Consider the following 19,931-nt stretch of genomic DNA (forward strand, 5'->3'; position numbering starts at 1 on the left):
CGCCGGCTCACCGCCGGGCCGGGCCGCCCCGGGACCCGCCCGGCTGACGGACCCGCTCCGCCTGCGCCAGCAGGTAGCGCCGCTCGGGGTCGCTCTCGGTGCGCCGCGCCGCGGCCTCGTAGGCGGCCCCGGCCTCGGCGGGGCGGTCCGCGAGTTCCAGCAGATGGGCCCGGACGGTGTCGACCCGGTGGTTCTGCGCCAGCGCGGGGTCGTCCGCGACCTCGGCGAGCACCTCCAGCCCGGCGAGCGGGCCGTGGACCATGGCCGTCGCCACCGAACGGCTGAGCGTGACCACCGGGCTCGGCGCGATGCGCTCCAGGATGCGGTACAGCATCAGGATCTGCGGCCAGTCCGTCTCCGCGACGCCGGGCGCCTCCGCGTGCAGGGCGGCGATCGCGGCCTGCAAGCGGTACGGGCCGGGCCCGAAGCGTTCGAGGGTCCGGGCCACCAGGGCGACCCCCTCCGCGATCGCGTCCCGGTCCCACCGGGTGCGGTCCTGGTCGGCGAGTGGGACGAGCGCGCCGTCCGGTGCGGAGCGGGCGTCCCGCCGGGCCTCGGTCAGCAGCATCAGCGCGAGCAGCCCCGCCACCTCGCCCTCCTGCGGCAGGGCGCGGTGCAGGTCGCGGACCAGGCGCAGCGCCCACGCCGTCAGGTCCGGGCGCACCACGTTCGACCCGCTGGACGCGGTGTGCCCCTCGTTGAAGATCAGGTACAGCACCTGGAGGACCACCTGCACCCGCGCGGCGCCCTCCTCGCCGACGGGCATCCGGAACCCGCCCCCGACCTCCTTCACCCGCTGCTTCGCCCGCCGGATCCGCTGGCTCATGGTGGCCTCCGGCACCAGGAAGGCACGGGCGATCTCCGCGGTGGTCAGCCCGCCGACCGCACGGAGCGTCAGCGCGGCCTGGGCCTGCGGCGAGAGCTCGGGGTGGCAGCAGAGGAACAGCAGGCGCAGGGTGTCGTCGGTGTCGCCGGGGCCGGCCTCGTCGGCCGGGGGGACGGCCGGCTCGCCGGCGGCCGACCGGGCCACCACCACGGCCTCGCGCCGGTGCCGGGCGCTCTCGCTGCGGATCACGTCCTGGAGGCGGCGGGTGGCGACGGTGAGGAGCCAGGCGACCGGGTCGTCCGGCACCCCGTCCCTCGGCCACTGCACGACCGCGGCGAGCTGCGCCTCCTGCATGGCGTCCTCGCAGTGGTCGAACTGCGTGGGGTGGCGGCGGGTGAGCAGGCCGAGCGCGCGCGGCGCCGACCGGCGCAGCAGTTCCTCGACGACGACCGCCACCCGGACCTCCCCTGCGTTGCGGTCCAGGCTAGCCGATCACCGCCCTCCGGACCCGGCCCGCCGGCACTCCCGGTAGTCGGGCAGCAGCCCGGCGGAGCGGGCCTCGGCGAGCGACGGCGCGTCCCGGTCGCGCGGCGAGAGGAGCGTCCGGGACGCCTCGGGGACGGGCAGGGCCAGCGCGGGGTCGAACGGCGACAGCGCCAGCTCGTTGCGCGGGACGTACTCCCGTGACAGCAGGTAGGACACGACGGTGTCGTCCTCCAGGGCGAGGAACAGGTGCCCCACGCCCACGGGCAGGTACACGGCGCGGTACCGGTCCGGGCCGAGCTCGACGGAGTCCCACCGCCCGAAGGTCGGGGACCCGACCCGCAGGTCGACGACGACGTCCAGGGCCCGCCCGCGCGGGCACGTCACGTACTTCTCGCAGCCGGGCGGGGTGGCCGTGTAGTGCACCCCGCGGAGCACCCCGCTCCGCGACCGGCTGTGGCTGGCCTGTCGGACGGCGAACAGCGTCCTCCCGGTGGCCGCGCGGAAGTCCGCCTCCTGGTAGCCGGACAGGAACTCCCCCCGGTCGTCGGGGAAGACGCGCGGGGTGAACTCCAGCGCGCCCTCGACCGCCAACTCCCGTACGTCCATGGCACTCCTCTCCTCGCGGGCCGGCCGGGGAAGGGCGTTCCCCGGCCGGGTGGGCCGCGGTCAGTCGACGCGTACCTCGGGGACGTAGCGGATCCACCGGCCGCCGGCCTCGCGGAAACCGGTCTCCTTGGCCATGATCTCGTCCGCGTGGTTCCAGGCGAAGAGCAGCGCACAGTCCGGGTACGGGTCGGCGAACGCCTCGGCGGGGCGCACCGGGATGTGCGTTCCGGGGGTCAGGCGGCCCTGCTTGGCCGGGGTGGTGTCGCAGACGAAGGAGACCAGGTCGGGGCCGATGCCGCAGTAGTTGGCGACCGTCGCGCTCTTGGCGGTCGCGCCGTAGGCCACCACCGTGCGGCCCTCGTCGCGGAGCCGGGTGAGCAGTGCGAGCAGGTCGTCCCGGACCGCCGCCACGGCGTCGGCGAAGCCGCGCAGGGTGTCCGGGGCCGCGAGCCGCCGCTCCTCCTCGTGGGCGAGCAGCTCGCCCACGGCCGGCGAGGGGCGCCGGGTGCCGGGCCGGGCGAGGGTGTACCTGATCTCCCCGCCGTGCACCGGCAGTCGGCGGACGTCGACGAGCTCGAAGCCGAAGCGTTCGGCCATCGCGTGGACGGAGCGCGCGGTGAAGAGGTAGAAGTGCTCGTCGTAGATCTGGTCGAAGGAGGTCTTCTCGACGACGTCGCCGAAGTACGGGTCCTCGAAGACGAACACGCCGTCGGGTGCGAGCAGCGCGTCGACGCCGCGGAAGACGGACTCCAGGTAGGGGATGTGACAGATGGTGTTGGCCGCGTAGATCACGTCGGCGGGCCCCTCCGTGCGCCGGACGTCGGCGGCGGTCGCCTCCTCGAAGAAGTCGCCGCGCACCCGCACGCCGGCTGCGCGCGCGACCTCGGCGACCTTGCGGGAGGGTTCGAAGCCGAGGTGGCGGACGCCGGCCTCGCCGACGGTCCGGAGCATCACCCCGTCGTTGCAGCCGATCTCGACGGCGAACGCGCTGTCGCGGGCCAGTTCCGAGGCCAGGAACTCGCCGGCGGTGCGGGCGAAGTGCTCGCGCATCACGGCCGACCCGGACGAGTAGTACGGGTAGTCCTCGTGGAACATCCGCTCCCTGGGCACCTCGTCGACCAGCTGCACCATGGTGCAGGCGGTGCAGCGGGCGACCCGGAGCCGGTAGAAGAACTCGTCGGCGACGGGCGTCCGCGCTGGGAAGGCGTCGGAGAGCGGTTGGCGGCCGAGGTCGAGGAACTCCTCGGTCGCCGCGCCGCAGATCCGGCACGGGTGCGGTGGGGCGGGCGGGGCGGGCGGCGCGGTGTCGATCCGGTCGGTCATCGTCGGGCCTCCATCGTCATCGTCGTCGGCACGGCTGCGGCTGCGGCTGCGGGCGCGGGGGAGCGGGAGGTCAGAGCCCGGCCAGGACCTCGCGCAGGGCCTCGATCACCCGGTCCTGGAGGTCCGGGGGCAGCGAGGGGTACATCGGCAGCGAGAAGATCTCGCCGGCGAGCCGCTCGGTCACGGGCAGCGCGCCCTCGCCCACGCCGAGGTGGCGGAACCCCTTCATGGTGTGGACGGGCCACGGGTAGCTGATGTTCAGGGCGATGTCGTGCCGGAGCAGCTCCTTCAGGACGAGGTCGCGCCGCGGGTGGCGCACCACGTAGAGGTAGTGGACGTGCTCGTTGCCGGGCGTGGTCCGGGGCAGCACCAGGCCGTCGGGGGCGGCGAGGTCGGAGAGCGCCTCCTCGTACCGGCGCGCCACGCTCCGGCGGCCCTCGATGTACGCGTCCAGGCGGGTCAGTTTGCGCCGGAGGATCTCGGCCTGCACCTCGTCCAGCCGGCTGTTGTGGCCGGGGGTGTCGACGACGTAGTAGGTCTCCTCCATCCCGTAGTAGCGCAGCCGCCGCAGCGCGCGGTCGGTGTCCGGGTCGCGGGTGACCACGGCCCCGCCGCCGCCGTACGCGCCCAGCACCTTGGTCGGGTAGAACGAGAAGGCGCCGGCGTCGCCCATGGTGCCGGCCGTCCGGCCGCGGTGGCGTGCCCCGTGCGCCTGGGCGCAGTCCTCCAGGACCGCCAGGCCGTGGTCGCGCGCCACCCGGAGCACCGCGTCCATGTCGACGCACTGGCCGTAGAGGTGGACGGGGACGATCGCCCTGGTGCGGTCGGTGACGGCCGCCTCGAGCAGGTCGGTGTCCATCAGGTAGTCGTCCTCGCGCACGTCGACGAAGACGGGCACCGCCCCCACGGCGTCGATCGCGACCACGGTCGGGGCGGCCGTGTTGGACACCGTGACGACCTCGTCGCCCGGCCCGACGCCGAGCGCCTCCAGCCCGAGGACGATGGCGTTGGTGCCGTTGTCGACCCCGACGCAGTGGTCCAGCCCGTGCCAGGCGGCGAACTCCGCCTCGAAGCCGCGCACGCTCGCGCCGAGCACCAGCTGCCCGGAGCCGAACACCGTCTCTACGGCGTCGAGCAGGTCCTCGCGTTCGTTCCGGTACTCCGGAAGGTAGTCCCATACCCGCGTTGTCATCTGCGCCCTCCTCGGTGGGTCAGCGCCGCCCGGCGGGGCGGGCGGCGCGGGTGCTCATGTAGTCGTCGTCCCGGTCGATGCGCAGCGCCCGCGCGCTGAGGTGGTCGACGGCGTCGGGGTAGGTGTAGGGCTGCATGAACCACCCGGCCCGGACGTCCCGGTAGAGCCGGGCCAGGCTCGAACTCCCCGCGTACGAGGCGCCGCCGACGATGGTGAGGCAGTCGTTGACGATGTCGGGCGCGAGCCGGTTGAGCGTCAGCTTCGCGCACTGGAACGCGGTCATCATCCGGGGGCCGCGCACGGCCGGATCGGGCACGCCGGCGGTCAGCGCGTCGGCCTCGGCCAGGGCCGCGGCGGTGGTGGCGCGCGCCGCGTACAGGCGGGCCTCGACCTCGGCGACGAGGGTGCGGACGGCGGCGGGCGCGCCGGGGCGCTCCCGCTGCCACTCCACGGCGGCGTCGCGCGCGGCCCGGGCGACGCCCAGGTAGATGCCGAGCATGGTGATCGAGCTGACGGTCTGCCCGGCCAGCGCGGCGTCGCCGCGTTCCCCGACCGGGCCCCGCACCAGCACGTCGGCGTCCGGTACGGGGCACCGGTCGAAGGCGATGTCCCAGGTGCCGGAGGCGCGCATCCCGAGGCCGTCCCAGGTGTCCAGGACGGTCAGGCCGGGGGTGCCGAGGGCGACGAGGGGCGCCGCGAGGCAGGTGCGGCCGTCCGCCTCGACCAGGGCGTAGGCGAAGAAGTGGGTGGCCACCGGGGCCATGCTCACCAGCGTCTTGCGGCCGGAGAGCAGCCAGCCGCCGGAGCCGTCCGGCTCCAGCCGGGTCACGGTGCCCGGGGGGTCCTTGACGGCGCCGCACACCCGCGCCTCGCCGGTCGCCATGGCGCGCAGCACCCGCTCGGCGAGCGCCGCCGCCTCCGGCTTGCCGTTGCGCCACTCGTACGCCAGCGTCAGGCCCCGGCTGAACTGGACGTGCAGGGCGAGCGCCGTCGAGGCGTCGGCCCGGGCCACCTCCTGGAGCGCCAGGGCGACGTCGTGGAGGCGGTCCACGCCGAGCCCGCCGAGCTCCGCCGGGACGGTGCCGCCGAGCACGCCGGCGCGTGCGAAGCGTTCGAAGACCTCGACCGGGAAGGTGCCGGTCCGGTCCCGTACGTCGGCGTCGGCGCGGATCGCCGGCACCTGCTCGGAGACGAGGCCGAGCAGCCTGCGGCCCGCCTCGCTGACCGGCGCGGACAGGTCCGGGCGCGCGGCCTCGTTCGCGGCCTCCGTCAGCACAGTTCGCCTCCCGTTTCGTTCCGGCCGGGCATCGCGCTCGCACCGGCGGTTCAGAGGTACTGGGTGTTCGGCGCCTGGCCGCACAGCAGCCGGCCGTAGAGTTCGAGGTTGGTGTTCGGGTGCATGACGGCGTGCAGGTGGAGGGTCCGGACGTCCCGCTCGATCCGCTGGATCGGCACGTCCAGGTAGACCGAGGACGCCCCGCTCGCGGTCGCCAGGATGTCCACCGCCTCCTTGACGCGCGCGCAGACCGCGCCGGTCTCCAGGCGGGCCAGGGCGCGCTCCTCCAGCGTCCAGGGCTCGGCGGCGGCGTTCTTCGCGTCGACGAGGTCCGCGAGGCGGTAGCAGTGGAACTCCGCCTCGTCGATCTTCACCGCGGCCTCCGCGACCTGGAGGTGGGTCAGCGGCGCCTCGCGCTGGTCGGTGTAGTCGGTGTAGGTGATCCGCCGGTCGGGGAGGCGCTCGAAGAAGGCGTCCTTCGCGGCGATCGCGAGGCCGAGGGCGGTCGCGCTCACCGTCGCGCAGGCCGTCGGCATGATCGGGGCCCGGTAGATCTCCGAGCCGGCGTTGCTGCCCGCCCCGCCGCCGCCGATCATGACCGGCTCCATCGGGATGTAGCGCTCCGCGGGGACGAAGACGTCCCGCGCGACCGTGGTGACGCTGCCGGAGCCGCGCAGCCCCACGGTGTGCCAGTCGTCGACCACCTCCAGGTCGGAGACCGGGATCAGCGTCATGATGGGCCGGGGGGCCGCGTCGGGGGTGAGCAGGACCGCCGCGTTGGTGTCCCAGGTGCTGTGCTGGACGCCGCTGTTGAACTTCCAGGAGCCGTTGACGAGGATGCCGCCGTCGACCGGGACGGCGGTGGCCGTCGGGCTGATGATGCCGCTGACCAGGGCGTCCGGGGAGGCGAGGACCCGGTCCTGCACCTCGTCCGGGAACAGTGCGGCGACCCAGGCGCTGATCGACCAGACGCCGGCCGTCCAGGACGCCGCGCCGTCGGCGCGGGCCAGCTCCACCAGGAGCTCGGCCTGGGTGCGCATGTCGACCTCGAAACCGCCGAGGCGCCTGGGGATCCGGGTGCGGAGCAGGCCGGCGTCCGCCAGGACCGAGACGGTCTCCTTCGACAGGCGCCGGTTCTCGTCGCCCCAGGGCGCGTTGTTCCTCAGGACCGGCGCCACCTCGCGCGCCCGGCGGAGGATCTCGGCGCGGTCGGGGACGGCGGTCGTTGCGGTGGTGTCCGTCATGACGTGCTCTCCCTGGTGAAGGACGGGGCAGCGGAATTCGGGGCATGGCGGGGGCGGGTCCACCGGTCGCGCGGTGGCGGTCCCGCACCCCGTGGACGGCGTCGCGGGGGGATCGGAGCCGGTGGGATCAGAGCCGGACGGCGCGCGTGGTCAGCGCCGAGAGCAGGGTGCGGGCCTGGACGTTCACCCGCCCGCCGCGGGTCACCAGCGCGGAGAGCTGACCAGGTGTCACCCAGCAGTACCCGGGCGGTGGTTGGGACGGAGCCTGCGCTCCGTCCGCCTCCACGATGGCGTAGCGGCTCACCGCGTTCAGGAAGCGGCCGCCCTCCTCGGAGTGGAGGGCCGAGTAGCGGACGCGGGAGGGCGCGGCGTTCTCGACGACGTCCAGGAAGTGGTGGCGGGGCCCGCGGGGGCGGCCGCGGTGGTGCTCCGGGGTGCACTGCACCGTCGGCGCGAGTTCCGCGATCTCCTGGAAGCCGACCTCCACGCCGGCCCGGGCCAGCAGGTGCGGCACGCCCGAGAAGTACCGCAGCACGAAGGCGCTCAGCCCCAGCCGTACGGGTTCGACCAGCGGCTGCGTCCACTGGGCCACCTCGCGGCTGCCCGCCTCGACGGCCACCGCGACCACGCGGAAGTGGCGGTCCGGCACCCGGCGGATCGCGTGCGCGGTCCGTATCCAGCCCCCGGTGTCGCGCAGCGGGACGCGCCGCACCCGCAGCGAGCGGCGGGCCCGCTCCGCGGCCAGCCAGCCCTCGATGTGCTCCACGGAGATCAGCCCGCTCGCTCCCGAGACGGGGAGGGGGAGGCAGGAGAGCACCGTGCGGGCGTCCATGTTGACGAGGTTGTCGCGGTGCAGCAGTGCGGCGATCCGGTCGAGGGTCAGCCAGCGGAAGTTCTCGGCGACCGGCACCTCCTCGTCGACCAGCACGATCGTGTTCCGGTTGAACTTCCGGTTGAACCAGTCGCCGTGCTCGGACTGCAGCACGTCCGCGACGGGACGCCCCCGGGACGGATCGAGGAAGTACTCCAGGTAGGCGACCGGCGCGCCTTTGTGCACGCCGGTGTAGTTGCTGTGGGTCGCCTGCACGGTGGGGGAGAGCTGGACGATGTTGGGGTTGCCCGGCTCCATCTTCGCCTGCATCAGGTAGTGGCGCACCCCGCCGAAGTCCTTGGCGATGATCCCCAGGATGCCGACCTCGGGCTGGTCGATGATGGGCTGGCGCCAGGTCGGCACCGGGCCGTCGGCCGTCTCCACCTCGACGCCCTGGATCGAGAAGAAGCGCCCGCTGTCGTGCACCAGGTCGCCGGTGTCCGGGGCGAAGGACCACCCGCGGAGCCGGTCGAACGGGATGCGCTCGACCCGGAAGCGGTCGGCCCGCACCCGGGCGGACAGCCAGTGCGCTATCTCGTCGGCCGAGGCGCCCGGACCGTCCCGGCCCGGTGCCGCGACGGGGCGCCGGGTGAGGGCCGGAAGCCGGGTTCCGATGCCTCCACGAACCGTACCGATGGTGCTCAACTCCACGTCCTTTCAGGGGAATCGGCTGTCACGGGAATCGGCGCGGAGGTCACCCCGGGGGGCCGGCCCCGGCCGGGCGGCGCGAACCGCCCGGCCGGAACGCGCTAGGACGGGAGTTCCACCGACATCGCGTGGCGGAAGACGTTCCCGGGGTCGTACCGCTTCTTGACCGCCTGCAGCCGGGCGTAGTTGTCCCGGTAGTACAGCGTCGTCCAGGAGACCCCGGAGTCGTTCAGCTTCGGGTCCAGCAGGTCGACGTCGGGGTAGTTGATGTAGCTCCCGGAGTTCCGCTCGTCCGGGAGCGGGACGCCGCCGGTGGCGGCGTAGACGTCGCGGTAGAAGGAGCGGACCCAGTCGAGGTGCTCGGCGCCCGAGCCCCCCTCCCAGTTCCCGGTGGAGTAGACGGCCTTCACGATCGCGTCCCGCTGGGCCGTGGCGGTGGCGTCGGCGGGCAGCGCGTTGACCTGGCCGCCGAACCCGGAGAGGCCGAGGTTCGCGGCCGGGTTGTGGTAGTCGGTGCTGCTCAGGTACCTCCAGATGACCGCTATCTGCTCGTCCGTGTACCCCTTGCGGAGGTCCCCGGCCTTGTGCTTGTAGTTCCCGGACGGCTCGTAGGGCCAGTTCTGCGGGGACATCCAGGGGATGACCTGGTCGGTGTCGATCACGGGCGTGGCGCCGACCCCGGCGGTGAGGAAGTCGACATGGGTGTTCAGTCGCTCCGACGCGCCTGGGAGCGCGTCGTCGATGACGGAGATCAGGCCGAGCATGCCCCCCGAGCGGTGGAAGAGCTGGAGGACCCCCCAGATGTCGCAGGCCGGCGTGCCGGGCTCGCTGTTCCGCTCGTACCAGGTGCCGTAGTTGTGGATCAGCGTGCCGAACGACGCCTCGTCCATGCCGTCCCAGGAGTACATCACCGTCCGCCGGCGCGCGTTGCCGGGGGCCTTCGGCAGCAGGTCCGCCGGCCGGTCGGAGCGCACGCCCCGGCTGCGCAGCCAGAACCGGGTGACGACGCCGAAGCTGCCGCCCCCGCCACCGGCGTGCGCCCACCACAGGTCCCGGTTCGGGTCGCCCTCCTCGCGGGTGGCGACGACGGTGCGGGCCCTGCCCTTCTCGTCGACGACCACCACCTCCACCGCGTACAGGTGGTCCGCCACCAGGCCGTCCCGGCGGGAGAGGTGGCCGTAGCCGCCGCCCGTCAGGTGCCCGCCGATCGCGACGTCCATACAGGCCCCGGCCGGCAGGGTGACACCCCACTCCTTGAAGAGGGTGCGGTAGACGTGCCCGAGCGTGGCGCCCGGACCGATCGCGAAGGCCCGGCGCTCCGGGTCGTGGCGGACCTCGTCCAGCAGCGACAGGTCGATCAGCGTCTCGACCTCCGGAGCGAAGGTGAAGCCCTCGAAGCAGTGGCCGCCGCTGCGCACCCCGATCCGCTTCCCGGCCCGCACCGCCTCCTCGACGACGGCGACGACCTGCTTGGTGCCGTGCACCACGCGCACCGAGTCGGGGCGGCCGACGAACCGTTGGTTGTGGCCGATGGTCAGGCTGCTGTACCGGGTGTCCTCGGGGCGGACGACCGTCCCGTCGGCCCGGGCCGGGGCGAGACCTCCGGGATCCGTCACATCACTCACGTACTACCTCCGGAAACAGTGGGCGGAGTTGTCTCCCCGGCGGCTCTCGGCGAAGCCTCCGCACGTGGGCGCGGACCGGCGCGGTGACCGGGACGGCCACGCGGCGGCACGTCGAGGCCCGGGGGTTCGTTCGACGAACTCCGTCAGCGTACAGGTGAGTTGACGAACCATGAGATCGATCCGACCGGACCCCGGACGCTGCGGACCCGACCGGTCCCCGACACCGTCCAGCACAGCCGTCCCTCCTCGCCCGTCGCCCCGATCGGCTCCAGACGCATCGTCGTCCGTCGCAGCGGCCCCTGTCTTCTCGTGGATTGCGCAGGAGGGACAGCAAGCCGGGAGGTGCCGTCCGGCCGCTCGGTTTGTGAAGCTGGCGGCCATTCGTCACCCGGGCGGGGAAGGACACCCATGGCTCAGCAGACCGACAGCACCGCCACCGCCGCGCTCCCCGAGTCCGGCCGGCGCCGCGACTCCGGCGGGCGGGACGAGTCCGGCGGAGGGGGCGCGGACGGCGGGCGGGGCGCGGGGCGGGCGTCCGCCCGCCGGTGGGCCGCGCTGCTCGCCCTGCTCGTCGGGCTCTTCCTCGTCGACGAGCTCCCGCCCTACCTGCGCTTCGATCCGGCGAAGGCGCGCATCAACCTGGACCCCCAGGTCCCGTGGCACTACGCGGTCCTGGTGGCGCACATCGCCTTCGGGTCGATCGCGCTGGTCACCGTCGTGCTCCAGCTGTGGCCCGGGCTGCGGCGGACCCGCCCGCGGGTGCACCGGCTCAGCGGCCGGCTCTACGTGTACGCCGGCGCCCTGCCCTGTGCCGTCACCGCGCTGGTGATCATGCCGCTGATGCCCGAGTGGCGCGGCGACATCGGGATCGCGCTCCAGGCGCTGCTGTGGATCGCGACCACGGTGGCCGGGACGGTGGCGGCCCGCCGGCACCGCTGGGCCGAGCACCGCCGGTGGATGCTGCGGAGCTTCGCGCTCGCCGCCGGCGTGCTGTGGGGCCGCGCCATGGTCGACGTCATGGTCCACACGGGAGCGCCCGTCCCGCTCGACTACCTGTTCGAGGTCGCGCGCTGGCTCGGCTGGATGGTCAACCTCGTCCTCGTGCAGCTCTGGCTGGACCGGAAGCCGCGGCGACGGCTCCCGGTGCCCGCCTGAGGGAAGGGCCGCCGGGCCCCTCCGGTCACGCCTCCGGCCCCACCATGGGCCTGATCTCCACCCGGGCCAGCCGGGCGTCGGGAATGCGGGCGGCGATCTCCGCCGCCCGCTCCATGCCGTCGCAGTCGACGATGTCGTAGCCCGCCAGGTGCTCCTTGACCTCGGCGAACGGACCGTCCACGACCTGCACCGCGCCGTTGCGGACCCGCACCGCCCGGCTCCGCTCCGGGGGAGCCAGCACCGAGCCGCCGACCCACTCCCCGGACGCCTCCAGTTCGCCGATCAGCGCCGCGTGTTCGGGGCCGAGCGAGGCCCGCTCCGCCTCCGTGAGCGCCTCCCACACCACCGGGTCGCTGTAGATCAGCAGCATGTACTTCACGCACGTCCTCCGCGGCCTGTTCCGGAACTTCGTGGACGACGATAGCGAAGCGGATGTCGGATCGCAGGCCGCGGCTCCGACCCCGGGGTGACGGACGCCCTCCGGGGGCGGTCCCGTCCCGTACAACCCGACTCTGGAGGACGTACCCATGACCTCGCCGACGACCGCGGCCTCCCCGCCGCGAGCGGGGCGCCGCGAGTGGACGGGCCTGGCGGTTCTCGCCCTGCCCACACTCCTGCTCGCGCTGGATCTCAGCGTGACCTACCTGGCGCTGCCCAGCCTGACCGACGACCTCGGGGCCGGCGCCACCGAGCAGCTGTGGATCACCGACGTGTACGGCTTCCTGACGGCCGGCTTCCTGGTCACCATGGGCACGCTGGGTGACCGCGTCGGCCGCCGCAAGCTGCTGCTGTACGGCGCGGTGGCCTTCGGGATCGCCTCGGCGGTGGCCGCCTGGTCGACCAGCCCGGGCATGCTGATCGCGGCGCGCGCCGCGATGGGCGTCGCCGGGGCCACCCTGATGCCCTCCACGCTGGCGCTGATCAGCAACATGTTCCAGGACCCGCGGCAGCGCGGCATGGCCTTCGCGGTGTGGATGAGCTGCTTCATGGGCGGCGCGGCCGCCGGGCCGGTCATCGGCGGCGCGCTGCTCAGCCACTTCTGGTGGGGCTCGGTCTTCCTGCTGGCCATCCCGGTGATGGTGCTGCTGCTGGCCGTCGGTCCGGTGTTCCTGCCCGAGTACCGCTCCCCGCAGGTCCGCGGCGCGGACCCGCTGAGCGTCGCCCTGTCCCTGCTGGCGATGCTTCCCCTGGTCTACGGCATCAAGGACATGGCCCGGGACGGGGTCCAGCCGCTGGGCGCGGCCGCGGCCGTCGCCGGCCTGGCCTTCGGGGCCGTGTTCGTGGCGCGGCAGCGCCGGCTCGCCGACCCGCTCCTCGACGTCCGGCTCTTCAAGCGGCTCGCGTTCACCGCGGCGCTGGTGATCCTGATGCTCGGGGTGGCCACCCAGGGCGGGGTGATGTTCCTGATCAGCCGGTACCTGCAGTCGGTCGAGGGGTTCACCCCGCTGCACGCGGGCCTGTGGCTCGTCCCGTCCTCGCTGGCGATGGTGGTCGGGAGCATGCTGGCGCCGCTCGCCGCACGCCGGTTCACCCCCCGGGTGGTGATCGCCGCCGGCATGGGCCTCGCCGCGGTCGGCTTCGCGCTGCTCGCCGTCCTGGACACCTCGGACGGGCTGTCCCAGCTGGTGGGCGGCATCATCCTGGTCTTCCTCGGGATCGGGTTCGTGGGCGCGCTCGGCCAGGACCTCGTGGTGGGTTCCGTGCCCCCCGCGAACGCCGGGGCGGCGGCGGCGCTCTCGCAGACCAGCGGCGACTTCGGCATCTCGCTGGGGGTGGCCGCGCTGGGGAGCATAGGAGCCGCCGTCTACGGTGCCCGGATGGACGGCTTCAGCCCGTCCGGGGCCCCGGACGGCGCGCTCCCCGACGTCCGGCAGAGCGTCGAGGCCGCCGCGCAGGAGGCCGGGCGGCTGTCCGGGGACGCGGGCGCGCGCCTGCTCGAGCACGCGCGCGACGCGTTCACCTCGGGCCTGAACGCCGCCGCCGTGGTCAGTGCCGTCCTGGTCGCCGCCCTCGGTGTGCTGGCGCTCGGCGCGCTCGGGTCGCGCTCCGCGGCCGGGGCGGTGTCCCCGGCGGCGGAGGAGTCGCCCGCACCGACCGCCACGGCCGTGGAATGACCCGCCGCAGCAGAGCGCCGCGGAACACCGCGGCACGGAGCACGGCAGTACGGAGCACGGCAGTACGGAACACCGCACCGCACGAGAGGAAGAACGGCACCATGGACACGGAACCGCAGTCGGAGCTCCCCCGGGTCGTCGGGCGGGAGGAGTGGCTCGCCGCCCGCCGGGAGTTCCTGGTCAGGGAGAAGGAGTTCACGCACGCCCGGGAGGCGCTGAGCGCCGAGCGCAGGCGGCTGCCGATGGTCCGGGTCGAGGAGGACTACGTCTTCGAGGGCCCCGACGGCAAGGCGTCCCTGGCCGACCTCTTCGAGGGGCGCCGGCAACTGATCGTCCATCACGTGATGTTCGACCCGGAGTGGGAGGAGGGCTGCCCCAGCTGCCGGTTCCAGATCCGGGAGATCGGGTACCTGCCGCACCTGCACGAGCGGGACACCACGCTGGTGCTGGTCTCCCGCGCGCCGCAGGAGAAGATCCGCCGGTACAAGGAGCGGATGGGCTGGGACATCCCGTACTACTCGTCGTACGGGAGCCGCTTCAACTACGACTTCCACGCCACGCTGGACGAGTCCGTGACCCCGCTCCTGATCAACTTCCGGACCAGGGAGGAGCACGAGGCCGCCGTCGGCCCCTGGGACATCTGGGGCCACGAACTCCCCGCGGTCAGCGTCTTCCTGCGGGACGGCGAGGAGGTCTACCACACCTACTCGACCTTCTCGCGCGGGCTGGACATCCTCCTCGCCGTCCACAACTACCTGGACCTGACGCCGCTGGGCCGCCAGTTGGGATGACCGCGCCGGTGCGCCGCCGGCCCCGCGTCACGGACGCGGGGCCGGCGGCGCCGGAGCGGAACCGGTCAGAAGACGTCGAAGTAGTCCCCGATCCACAGCCCCCGGCCGGCGTCCACCGTCCGCAGGTCCGAGGCGCGATAGTCGGCGAGCCGGATGCAGCGGAAGTCGAAGCTCACCCGGGTCGAGTCGGTGTCGTTCACCTTGTTCCCGTGGTTCCAGCCGACCGCGTCGAAGACCAGCAGCTGCCCCACGTCGAGTTCGGTCGCCGCGTAGTCCTCCGACCCCTGCTCCCGCTCGACCCACACGGAGTTGGTCCCCCAGGCCCGGGTCAGCGGCAGCCAGAAGTTCACCTCGCCGTCGGCGTGGTGGTAGTCGCCGTCCTTGTGGAACTCGCCGACCGCGACATTTCCCGGGAAATGGATCCGGAAGGTGGGAACGCGCTGGAAGCAGAACTCGTCGGTGCCGAGCACGTCCGGCACGAAGGATTTCACGAAGCCGCGGTACAGGTCCCGGAGCCTGGGCTCGAACTCCCGGTAGAAGGCGGCGTGGAACTCCGTGGACTGGTCGGTCCGCCAGGTGAGCAGCTCCATCGGGGCCTCCGGCCGCAACGCGCTCAGGTCCTCGGTCCGGTAGATCGACCGCACCGCCGCGGCGAAGTCGAACACGGCCGGATCGTACTCGTAGGTCTTCGGCTGCATGCTCTCCCACACTCCCCGAATTCTCCTGGCGGATGGCGGACAATGCCTCCTGTTCGAGAAGCTAGCGCAGCGGCCCTTCTCCACCAAGACGTTCCGAACGGCAAGAGCACGACGGGAGAAAGCGGTCCGCAAGGAGCGCGGGCACCCGTCGCCGGACTATTCCGGCCCCGCCGCGTCCACCACCGGTACCACCTCCTCCCGCAGCCGCCGGGCCGAGGCCGCCACCGATCCGGCGGCGGCCTCCCGGGTGTCGCCGACACCGACCATCAGCCCCACCAGCTGCGCCTCCAGCAGGCGGTCGGCGTCGCAGGGCTCGATCAGGTAGCCGCCGAGCTCCAGGACGACCAGGCCGTGCACCGCCGACCACATCTGGTGCGCCACCAGTTCCGGGTCCGCCGGGCGGAACCGGCCCGCCCCGACGCACCGGGCCGCGCACTCGGTCACACCGGCCAGCGTGTAGCGGCCGTACTGGCGGTCCTCCTCGTCGAGCGAGAACCCGGCCAGCGAGGAACCGCCGAACATCACCGCGTACAGGTGGGGGTTGGCCAGCGCGTTGCACCGGTACGCGCGGCCCAGCAGCGCGAGGTCGCACACCGGGTCGTCACTGGGCCGCACCTGGGTGAAGTGCTGCTGGAGCCGGGCGAACCCCTCGTGGACGATGGCCCGCGCCAGCCCGCGCATTCCGTTGAAGTGGGTGTACAGGGCCATCGTCGAGGTGCCGACCTCGCTCGCGATGCGGCGGGTGGACAGTGCCTGCGGCCCCTCCTCCGCCAGCAGCCGGGCGGCGATGGTCACCAGCCCCGGGCGGGCACGGGGATCCGAGCGACGCGGACTCATGTCCCCAGTCAACCAAAACGCCGTGGTGCCGGAACCGGTCGCGGGTCCACAACTCCCGATCCCAGCACACTGCGAGAAGCGGCCCTCAGGACGCCCGGCGTAGCTTCCCAGTCACCCGGCGCGACCGCCGCCCCCGACCGAAAGGCCGCCCCGTGTTCTCCAGACCCCTCGGCGCCGCGATGCTCCTGTACGCGGGCAGTGCGATCGTGCTGGTCTCCTCCGCACTGGCCTTCCACCACGCCTTCGCCATGGACCCCGCGATGCCGATGCCGATGCCGATGCCGATGGAGATGGCGCACGCCCCGGCCGACGCCGGACGGAAGCTCGACGGCATGCCGCTGGCGGAGATGCCGGAGATGTTCACCGCCTTCGCCGGACTGCTGCTCGTGGTGGCCGGCGCCGCCCTGCGCGGACGGCCGCGCTCGGCCCCGACCGAACTCCGTGGTGGCCGGCGCGGCCGGCTGCTGATCGCCGTCATCGGTACGGCCGCCCTGACCGTCGACATCAGCAAGACCTCCACGCTGGGCTTCGTCATCCCCGGCATGCGGGCCGACTACGGCCTCGACCCCCGGACGGCCTCCCTGCTGGCGGTCTGCGGACTGACCGGGACGGCGGCCGGGGCGCTGCTGTTCGGCGTGCTCACCGACCGGATCGGCCGCCGTAGCTCCTACCTGATCGCCACCCTCGGCTTCACCGCCACCAGCATGTGCGGCTCGATGCCCACCTTCCGCGGGAACCTGCTGATGTGCGGGCTGATGGGCCTGGCGGTCGGCGGCCTCGCCCCGCTGCTGATCACCCTGCTCACCGAGGCGGTCGGCGGGCGGGTCCGCGGCTCGGTGGTGGTGGCGCTCTCCGTCGTCGCCACCGCCGTCGGCTACCTGATCGCCGCCGGCTCGGCCCTGTGGCTGGAGCCGGTGTTCGGCTGGCGGATCCTCTGGCTGATCGGCGCCCCCACCGGCGCCGTGCTGGCCGTGCTGACGCCCTTCGTTCCCGACTACGTGGCGCTCTCCGCCCCGGCGGCGCGGAGCGCACCGGTCCCGCGGCGGGACTCACGGTCCGCGCGGGCCCTCACCCACGGCCTCCAGCGGGCGTTCGCCACCCTGATCGGCCTGCTCACCTTCGGCCTCACCACCTGGGTGCCGAGCCTGGCCCGGATCGGCGGTGTGCCGGTGCGCACCGCGAACCTGATGCTGACCGTGGCGGCGGTGGTGATGGTCCCGTGCGCCCTGCTGCTGATGCTGGGCTACCGCCGGTTCGGCCCGACCAGCATGGCGGCGGGCCTGGCCACCGTCACCGCCGTGCTGCTGCTGGCGCTCACCGCCAGCGGCGCGGTGGCCCAGGTGGGCTGGATCTGCGCGGGCGCGCTGGTGGCGGCGCTGTTCTCGGTGAACTCGATGGCCGCGATCTTCCTGCCGATCGCGGCCGACCTGGCCGATCCGGAACGGCGCGGCCGGACCACCGGCTGGGTCTCCTTCTTCAACCGGCTGGGCGGCCTGTGCGGGCCGCTGCTGCTGGCGGGCCTGGTGTCCTCGGCCTCCGACGTCCTGCTGGCGGTCTCCGTGCTGGCGCTGCTGTGCGGCGCGGCCGCCTGGTACATCAGCCGCCGGAGCCGGCTCGCGGCCCCGGCGCTCGGCGCGGCCTCCGAGTGACGGGGGCGCGGGTGACGGGGGCGCGGGGGCGGCCGGTGGCAGAGCACGGGCGGAGAAGCCCGCCGATCTCCGGGAGCAGATACTGGATTCGCCCAACTCGCCATGGTTCGAGGCGGATTGGGAGTGCGCCGGGCATCCGGCCGGGTTCCGCTCAACGGAAGGAAGAGGCATGGTCGACCGACAGGACGTGATCTCCGCGCTGGTGCTGGACGGCGAGGCCGTCGACGCGCTGGTGGCGAACCTGCCCGAAGCCGACTGGGCACGCCCCACGCCGGCCCCCGGCTGGACCGTCGCCCACCAGGTCGCCCACCTCACGGCCACCTTCAGGCTGGCCGGACTCGCGGCGGGCGACCCCGAGGCCTTCCGGGCGGTCGCCGCCGGCATCGGGCAGGACATGGACGGCGCGGTGCAGCAGGCCCTCAAGCCCTACCTGGCGAAGGCGCCGAAGCTCCTGCTGGAGAGCTGGCAGACCGAGCGCCGGGCCGCCGAGGAGGCCCTGGCGGCCGTTCCGGCGGACCGGCCGCTGCCGTGGCTGGTCCGCCCGCTGACGGCCCCCGTCCTCGCCGCCGCCGGCATGATGGAACTGTTCGGCCACGGCCAGGACATCGCCGACGCGCTCGGGGAGCGCCGCGAGCACACCGACCGGATCCGCTACCTGGTCGAGTTCGCCGTCCGCACCTGGGACTTCGGCTACCAGGCCCGCGGGCTCACGCCGCCGGAGACAACGTTCCGTTTCGAGATCACCGCTCCGTCGGGCGCCCGGTGGGAGTTCGGCCCCGCCGACGCGGAGCAGCGCGTCAGCGGACCCGCCGTCGACTTCTGCCTGCTGGTGACCAGGCGCCGGCACCGCGACGACCTCGCCCTGACGGCCCGTGGCGAGGACGCCGACGCCTGGCTCGACCTCGCCCAGGCCTACCGCGGCCCGGCCGGTCCGGGCCGCACGCCCGGCCAGTTCCGGTCGACCGGGCACTGACCGGGCACTGACCGAAAGCGCCACCGGGTCCGCGGCACCGGGCGGGGGTGCCGCGGACCCGCGCGCACGCGCGCTCCGGGCGAAGGCCGACAGCGCGGCGGCGCACCAGCACGGGGACCGCCACCCGTCCCACACCCGACAGAAGGGACCGTCATGGGCACCCGTACCGACGAATGCGCCGTGGTTCTCGGCGGAAGCATCGCAGGCCTGCTGGCAGCGAGGGTGCTCGCCGAGTCCTATCCCCGGGTCGTCGTCGTCGAACGCGACCGGATCCTCGGCGTCCGCGGGCCGCGGCGCGGCGTCCCGCACGGCAACCACGCCCACGGGCTGGTCGCCCGCGGCCACCAGATCATGGAGTCGCTGTTCCCCGGCCTCACCGACGAACTGGTCGCCGCCGGGGTGCGGCCCGGCGACTTCAGCGCCGACATCCGCTGGTACTTCAACGGGCTGCGGCTGCGGCCGGCGCACACCGGCCTGCCGTCCGTACCCGCCACCCGGCCGGTACTCGAACACCATCTGCGCGAGCGGGTACGGGCGCTGCCGGAGGTGACGTTCCTGGAGGAACACGACGTCATCGCCCCGGTGACCGACACCACCAGGCGCCGGGTCACCGGGGTCCGGGTGCAGCGGCGCGCCCCCGGGAGCACGGAGCGCACGCTCTCCGCGCACCTGGTCGTCGACACCACCGGCCGCGGCTCGCGCACCCCGCGCTGGCTGGCCGACCTCGGGTACGAGGCGCCCCCCGAGGAGCGGATCGAGATCGACCTGGCGTACACCACCCGCCACTACCGCCTCAAGGGGGATCCGTTCGGCAGCGACATCGCCATCATCCCCGCCGCCACGCCCTCGCACCCGCGCGGGGCCTTCTTCTACCGGGTGCCCGGTGAGGACAACCGGGTGGAGCTGTCGGTGACCGGGATCGTGGGCGACCACCCGCCCGTCGACCCCGAGGGGTTCCACGCCTTCGTCCGCTCGCTGCCCGTCCCCGAGATCCACGAGGCGATCCGCGACGCCGAACCGCTCGACGAGCCCGTGCGGTTCCGCTTCCCGGCCAGTGTCCGCAGGGACTACCACCGGCTGGAGCGCTTCCCCGCCGGGCTGGTCGTCCTGGGCGACGCGGTGTGCAGCTTCAACCCGGCCTACGCCCAGGGCATGACCTCCGCCGCGCTGCAGGCCCTGGTGCTGCGGCGGCACACCGCGGGGCGGCGGCTGCCGAACCCCCGGGCCTACTTCCGCGACGTCGCGCGGGAGATCCGGGCCCCCTGGTCCTTCGCCGCGGTGACCGACCTGGGCTACCCGGGCGTCGCGGGCCGCCGCACCCCGCAGACCCATCTGGTCAACCGCTACGCCGCGCTGGCCCAGCGGGCGGCGGTCCACGATCCCCGGATCACCGAGGCACTGGTGCGGATCGCCGGACTGGTGGCCACCCCGCAGTCGCTGATGCACCCGCGCACCCTGCTGCGGGTGCTGCGCGCCGCCCGCCGGCCCGTCCCGCCCCCGGCCGGCGCCCACGCGGGCGCTCCGGAGCTCTCCGGCCGGAACTGAGCCGTCGGCGGCCGATCGGAACGGGCCGCCCGCCGGAACAGCCGCGCCCGCCGGTACGGCCGCCCGCCGGAA

The 19,931-nt window shown here is 73.8% G+C and carries 17 protein-coding genes; 6 read left to right on the top strand and 11 right to left on the bottom strand.

Annotated elements, in window-relative coordinates:
* Positions 1-7: 7 nt before the first annotated feature.
* From AE652_RS06825 to AE652_RS06860, 8 genes are all read right to left on the bottom strand, one after another.
* A complete protein-coding gene (locus AE652_RS06825) occupies positions 8-1,282 on the bottom strand; it encodes an RNA polymerase sigma factor (protein WP_049650259.1) in 1,275 nt (424 codons plus the stop codon).
* A gap of 36 nt (positions 1,283-1,318) precedes the next feature.
* Positions 1,319-1,918, bottom strand: coding sequence for a dTDP-4-dehydrorhamnose 3,5-epimerase family protein (locus AE652_RS06830; protein ID WP_049650260.1), 600 nt, complete (start codon positions 1,916-1,918; stop codon positions 1,319-1,321).
* Between the two features lie 60 nt (positions 1,919-1,978).
* Entirely contained in the window at positions 1,979-3,241 is a 1,263-nt protein-coding gene (locus AE652_RS06835) for a class I SAM-dependent methyltransferase (RefSeq protein ID WP_049650261.1), read from the bottom strand.
* Between the two features lie 70 nt (positions 3,242-3,311).
* A complete protein-coding gene (locus AE652_RS06840) occupies positions 3,312-4,433 on the bottom strand; it encodes a DegT/DnrJ/EryC1/StrS aminotransferase family protein (protein ID WP_049650262.1) in 1,122 nt (373 codons plus the stop codon).
* A gap of 19 nt (positions 4,434-4,452) precedes the next feature.
* Positions 4,453-5,709, bottom strand: a complete 1,257-nt coding sequence (locus AE652_RS06845; RefSeq protein WP_049650263.1) for an acyl-CoA dehydrogenase family protein — start codon at positions 5,707-5,709, stop codon at positions 4,453-4,455.
* 50 nt (positions 5,710-5,759) lie between these two features.
* Positions 5,760-6,953 (bottom strand): acyl-CoA dehydrogenase family protein, encoded by a 1,194-nt coding sequence (locus AE652_RS06850; protein WP_049650264.1) that lies wholly within the window; start codon positions 6,951-6,953, stop codon positions 5,760-5,762.
* A gap of 127 nt (positions 6,954-7,080) precedes the next feature.
* Positions 7,081-8,439, bottom strand: coding sequence for an NDP-hexose 2,3-dehydratase family protein (locus AE652_RS06855; protein WP_049650281.1), 1,359 nt, complete (start codon positions 8,437-8,439; stop codon positions 7,081-7,083).
* Between the two features lie 134 nt (positions 8,440-8,573).
* The gene (locus tag AE652_RS06860; protein WP_234348255.1) at positions 8,574-10,097 is read right to left on the bottom strand and encodes an FAD-dependent oxidoreductase; all 1,524 of its coding nucleotides are present in this window, start codon (positions 10,095-10,097) and stop codon (positions 8,574-8,576) included.
* Between the two features lie 408 nt (positions 10,098-10,505).
* Here AE652_RS06860 and AE652_RS06865 point away from each other — a divergent pair, with 408 nt between their 5' ends.
* On the top strand, positions 10,506-11,252 hold the full coding sequence (locus AE652_RS06865) for a DUF2306 domain-containing protein (protein WP_049650266.1): 747 nt from the start codon (positions 10,506-10,508) through the stop codon (positions 11,250-11,252).
* Between the two features lie 25 nt (positions 11,253-11,277).
* On the opposite strand, the gene AE652_RS06870 is transcribed toward AE652_RS06865, so the two are convergent.
* Entirely contained in the window at positions 11,278-11,622 is a 345-nt protein-coding gene (locus AE652_RS06870; protein ID WP_234348258.1) for a YciI family protein, read from the bottom strand.
* Positions 11,623-11,779: 157 nt separating this feature from the next.
* Here AE652_RS06870 and AE652_RS06875 point away from each other — a divergent pair, with 157 nt between their 5' ends.
* Both AE652_RS06875 and AE652_RS06880 read left to right on the top strand, forming a co-directional pair.
* Positions 11,780-13,366, top strand: a complete 1,587-nt coding sequence (locus tag AE652_RS06875; protein ID WP_049650268.1) for an MFS transporter — start codon at positions 11,780-11,782, stop codon at positions 13,364-13,366.
* Between the two features lie 101 nt (positions 13,367-13,467).
* Positions 13,468-14,157 carry a DUF899 domain-containing protein gene (locus AE652_RS06880; protein ID WP_049650269.1) on the top strand — a complete coding sequence of 230 codons (690 nt, stop codon included), beginning with the start codon at positions 13,468-13,470 and terminating at the stop codon, positions 14,155-14,157.
* A gap of 65 nt (positions 14,158-14,222) precedes the next feature.
* On the opposite strand, the gene AE652_RS06885 is transcribed toward AE652_RS06880, so the two are convergent.
* Both AE652_RS06885 and AE652_RS06890 read right to left on the bottom strand, forming a co-directional pair.
* Positions 14,223-14,855: a streptomycin biosynthesis protein StrG gene (locus tag AE652_RS06885; RefSeq protein WP_234348256.1), complete on the bottom strand. Its 633-nt coding sequence runs from the start codon at positions 14,853-14,855 to the stop codon at positions 14,223-14,225.
* A gap of 156 nt (positions 14,856-15,011) precedes the next feature.
* Positions 15,012-15,692, bottom strand: coding sequence for a TetR/AcrR family transcriptional regulator (locus tag AE652_RS06890; protein WP_049650271.1), 681 nt, complete (start codon positions 15,690-15,692; stop codon positions 15,012-15,014).
* A gap of 152 nt (positions 15,693-15,844) precedes the next feature.
* On the opposite strand from AE652_RS06890, the gene AE652_RS06895 reads away from it, so the two are divergent.
* The 3 genes from AE652_RS06895 to AE652_RS06905 all read left to right on the top strand — a co-directional run bounded on the left by AE652_RS06895 (position 15,845) and on the right by AE652_RS06905 (position 19,859).
* A complete protein-coding gene (locus tag AE652_RS06895) occupies positions 15,845-17,341 on the top strand; it encodes an MFS transporter (RefSeq protein WP_234348257.1) in 1,497 nt (498 codons plus the stop codon).
* 169 nt (positions 17,342-17,510) lie between these two features.
* On the top strand, positions 17,511-18,314 hold the full coding sequence (locus AE652_RS06900; protein ID WP_049650272.1) for a TIGR03084 family metal-binding protein: 804 nt from the start codon (positions 17,511-17,513) through the stop codon (positions 18,312-18,314).
* Between the two features lie 153 nt (positions 18,315-18,467).
* Entirely contained in the window at positions 18,468-19,859 is a 1,392-nt protein-coding gene (locus AE652_RS06905; protein ID WP_049650273.1) for an NAD(P)/FAD-dependent oxidoreductase, read from the top strand.
* Positions 19,860-19,931 lie beyond the last annotated feature (72 nt).

The sequence above is a fragment of the Kitasatospora sp. MY 5-36 genome, from assembly GCF_001182915.1.
Lineage (GTDB): Bacteria > Actinomycetota > Actinomycetes > Streptomycetales > Streptomycetaceae > Kitasatospora.

Bases quoted from the DNA above. Each gene is read 5' to 3' on its own strand.
- AE652_RS06840 (WP_049650262.1), bottom strand. From the start codon at position 4,433: ATGACAACGCGGGTATGGGACTACCTTCCGGAGTACCGGAACGAACGC.
- AE652_RS06890 (WP_049650271.1), bottom strand. From the start codon at position 15,692: ATGAGTCCGCGTCGCTCGGATCCCCGTGCCCGCCCGGGGCTGGTGACC.
- AE652_RS06870 (WP_234348258.1), bottom strand. From the start codon at position 11,622: ATGCTGCTGATCTACAGCGACCCGGTGGTGTGGGAGGCGCTCACGGAG.
- AE652_RS06875 (WP_049650268.1), top strand. From the start codon at position 11,780: ATGACCTCGCCGACGACCGCGGCCTCCCCGCCGCGAGCGGGGCGCCGC.
- AE652_RS06880 (WP_049650269.1), top strand. From the start codon at position 13,468: ATGGACACGGAACCGCAGTCGGAGCTCCCCCGGGTCGTCGGGCGGGAG.
- AE652_RS06900 (WP_049650272.1), top strand. From the start codon at position 17,511: ATGGTCGACCGACAGGACGTGATCTCCGCGCTGGTGCTGGACGGCGAG.
- AE652_RS06830 (WP_049650260.1), bottom strand. From the start codon at position 1,918: ATGGACGTACGGGAGTTGGCGGTCGAGGGCGCGCTGGAGTTCACCCCG.
- AE652_RS06850 (WP_049650264.1), bottom strand. From the start codon at position 6,953: ATGACGGACACCACCGCAACGACCGCCGTCCCCGACCGCGCCGAGATC.
- AE652_RS06885 (WP_234348256.1), bottom strand. From the start codon at position 14,855: ATGCAGCCGAAGACCTACGAGTACGATCCGGCCGTGTTCGACTTCGCC.
- AE652_RS06865 (WP_049650266.1), top strand. From the start codon at position 10,506: ATGGCTCAGCAGACCGACAGCACCGCCACCGCCGCGCTCCCCGAGTCC.
- AE652_RS06835 (WP_049650261.1), bottom strand. From the start codon at position 3,241: ATGACCGACCGGATCGACACCGCGCCGCCCGCCCCGCCCGCCCCACCG.
- AE652_RS06905 (WP_049650273.1), top strand. From the start codon at position 18,468: ATGGGCACCCGTACCGACGAATGCGCCGTGGTTCTCGGCGGAAGCATC.